This window comes from Streptomyces recifensis (assembly GCF_002154615.1).
Taxonomy (GTDB): Bacteria; Actinomycetota; Actinomycetes; order Streptomycetales; family Streptomycetaceae; genus Streptomyces; species Streptomyces griseoluteus.
Genome location: NZ_MUNH01000185.1, coordinates 1 through 3,405, shown reverse-complemented (window position 1 = coordinate 3,405; position 3,405 = coordinate 1). Strand labels below are relative to the sequence as shown.

The 3,405-nt window shown below is 56.9% G+C and carries 1 rRNA gene; it reads left to right on the top strand.

The features are described from left to right. Nucleotides 1-262: 262 nt before the first annotated feature. Nucleotides 263-3,384 (top strand): 23S ribosomal RNA (locus CCN33_RS11435). Nucleotides 3,385-3,405 lie beyond the last annotated feature (21 nt).

The window sequence follows — 3,405 nt, the reverse complement described above, 5'->3', positions numbered from 1 at the left end:
CAGAGGCCAGTACATCGGCGAATGTTCGATGCTGGTTGCTCATGGGTGGAACGTTGACTATTCGGCACACTTCACTGACTCCTTCCTAGTACTGCTTCGGCGTGGAACGGATGAGAGCAGCGAGGGGTGTCGGGCACGCTGTTGGGTGTCTGAGGGAATGAATCCCCTCTTTCGCCGGCCCCAGTGCACTCGAACCGGTTGGTTCGGGGTGATGGGTGGCTGGTCGTTGTTTGAGAACTGCACAGTGGACGCGAGCATCTGTGGCCAAGTTTTTAAGGGCGCACGGTGGATGCCTTGGCACCAGGAACCGATGAAGGACGTGGGAGGCCACGATAGTCCCCGGGGAGCCGTCAACCAGGCTTTGATCCGGGGGTTTCCGAATGGGGAAACCCGGCAGTCGTCATGGGCTGTCACCCGCTGCTGAACACATAGGCAGTGTGGAGGGAACGAGGGGAAGTGAAACATCTCAGTACCCTCAGGAAGAGAAAACAACCGTGATTCCGGGAGTAGTGGCGAGCGAAACCGGATGAGGCCAAACCGTATACGTGTGAGACCCGGCAGGGGTTGCGTGTGCGGGGTTGTGGGATCTCTCTTCTGTCGTCTGCCGGCGACAGGACGAGTCAGAAACCGTTGATGTAGACGAAGGACATGCGAAAGGTCCGGCGTAGAGGGTAAGACCCCCGTAGTCGAAACGTCAGCGGCTCGTTTGAGAGACACCCAAGTAGCACGGGGCCCGAGAAATCCCGTGTGAATCTGGCGGGACCACCCGCTAAGCCTAAATATTCCCTGGTGACCGATAGCGGATAGTACCGTGAGGGAATGGTGAAAAGTACCGCGGGAGCGGAGTGAAATAGTACCTGAAACCGTGTGCCTACAAGCCGTGGGAGCGTCGGATATGTGCTTGCACATATCTCGTGACTGCGTGCCTTTTGAAGAATGAGCCTGCGAGTTTGCGGTGTGTTGCGAGGTTAACCCGTGTGGGGAAGCCGTAGCGAAAGCGAGTCCGAACAGGGCGATTCAGTAGCGCGCTCAAGACCCGAAGCGGAGTGATCTAGCCATGGGCAGGTTGAAGCGGAGGTAAGACTTCGTGGAGGACCGAACCCACCAGGGTTGAAAACCTGGGGGATGACCTGTGGTTAGGGGTGAAAGGCCAATCAAACTCCGTGATAGCTGGTTCTCCCCGAAATGCATTTAGGTGCAGCGTCGTGTGTTTCTTGCCGGAGGTAGAGCACTGGATAGGCGATGGGCCCTACCGGGTTACTGACCTTAGCCAAACTCCGAATGCCGGTAAGTGAGAGCACGGCAGTGAGACTGTGGGGGATAAGCTCCATGGTCGAGAGGGAAACAGCCCAGAGCATCGACTAAGGCCCCTAAGCGTACGCTAAGTGGGAAAGGATGTGGAGTCGCAGAGACAACCAGGAGGTTGGCTTAGAAGCAGCCACCCTTGAAAGAGTGCGTAATAGCTCACTGGTCTAGTGATTCCGCGCCGACAATGTAGCGGGGCTCAAGCGTACCGCCGAAGTCGTGTCATTGCAGCGTGAAGCCCCAACGGGTGCTGTGATGGGTAGGGGAGCGTCGTCTGCCGGGTGAAGCAGCCGCGGAAGCGAGTTGTGGACGGTTGACGAGTGAGAATGCAGGCATGAGTAGCGATACAAACGTGAGAAACGTTTGCGCCGATTGACTAAGGGTTCCTGGGTCAAGCTGATCTGCCCAGGGTAAGTCGGGACCTAAGGCGAGGCCGACAGGCGTAGTCGATGGATAACCGGTTGATATTCCGGTACCCGCTGTGAAGCGTCAAACATCGAGCATCGTGATGCTAAGGCCGTGAAGCCGTTCCGGACCCTTCGGGGAAAGGAAAGTGGTGGAGCCGCCGGCCCAAGCGGTTAGTAGGTGAGTGATGGGGTGACGCAGGAAGGTAGTCCAGCCCAGGCGGTGGTTGTCCTGGGGTAAGGGTGTAGCCCGAGTGGTAGGCAAATCCGCCACTCATCAAGGGTGAGACCTGATGCCGAGCCGATTGTGGTGAAGTGGATGATCCTATGCTGTCGAGAAAAGCCTCTAGCGAGTTTCATGGCGGCCCGTACCCTAAACCGACTCAGGTGGTCAGGTAGAGAATACCGAGGCGTTCGGGTGAACTATGGTTAAGGAACTCGGCAAAATGCCCCCGTAACTTCGGGAGAAGGGGGGCCATCACCGGTGATGACATTTACTGTCTGAGCTGGGGGTGGCCGCAGAGACCAGCGAGAAGCGACTGTTTACTAAAAACACAGGTCCGTGCGAAGCCGTAAGGCGATGTATACGGACTGACGCCTGCCCGGTGCTGGAACGTTAAGGGGACCGGTTAGTCCTGTTTCGACAGGGCGAAGCTGAGAACTTAAGCGCCAGTAAACGGCGGTGGTAACTATAACCATCCTAAGGTAGCGAAATTCCTTGTCGGGTAAGTTCCGACCTGCACGAATGGCGTAACGACTTCTCGACTGTCTCAACCATAGGCCCGGTGAAATTGCACTACGAGTAAAGATGCTCGTTTCGCGCAGCAGGACGGAAAGACCCCGGGACCTTTACTACAGTTTGATATTGGTGTTCGGTTCGGCTTGTGTAGGATAGCTGGGAGACTGTGAAGCATGCACGCCAGTGTGTGTGGAGTCGTCGTTGAAATACCAGTCTGGTCGTGCTGGATGTCTAACCTGGGTCCGTGATCCGGATCAGGGACAGTGTCTGATGGGTAGTTTAACTGGGGCGGTTGCCTCCTAAAGAGTAACGGAGGCGCCCAAAGGTTCCCTCAGCCTGGTTGGCAATCAGGTGTTGAGTGTAAGTGCACAAGGGAGCTTGACTGTGAGACCGACGGGTCGAGCAGGGACGAAAGTCGGGACTAGTGATCCGGCGGTGGCTTGTGGAAGCGCCGTCGCTCAACGGATAAAAGGTACCCCGGGGATAACAGGCTGATCTTCCCCAAGAGTCCATATCGACGGGATGGTTTGGCACCTCGATGTCGGCTCGTCGCATCCTGGGGCTGGAGTCGGTCCCAAGGGTTGGGCTGTTCGCCCATTAAAGCGGTACGCGAGCTGGGTTTAGAACGTCGTGAGACAGTTCGGTCCCTATCCGCTGTGCGCGTAGGAATATTGAGAAGGGCTGTCCCTAGTACGAGAGGACCGGGACGGACGAACCTCTGGTGTGCCAGTTGTCCTGCCAAGGGCATGGCTGGTTGGCTACGTTCGGGAGGGATAACCGCTGAAAGCATCTAAGCGGGAAGCCTGCTTCGAGATGAGTATTCCCACCTCCTTGAGAGGGTAAGGCTCCCAGTAGACGACTGGGTTGATAGGCCAGATATGGAAGCCCGGTAACGGGTGGAGTTGACTGGTACTAATAGGCCGAGGGCTTGTCCTCAGTTGCTCGCGTCCACTGTGT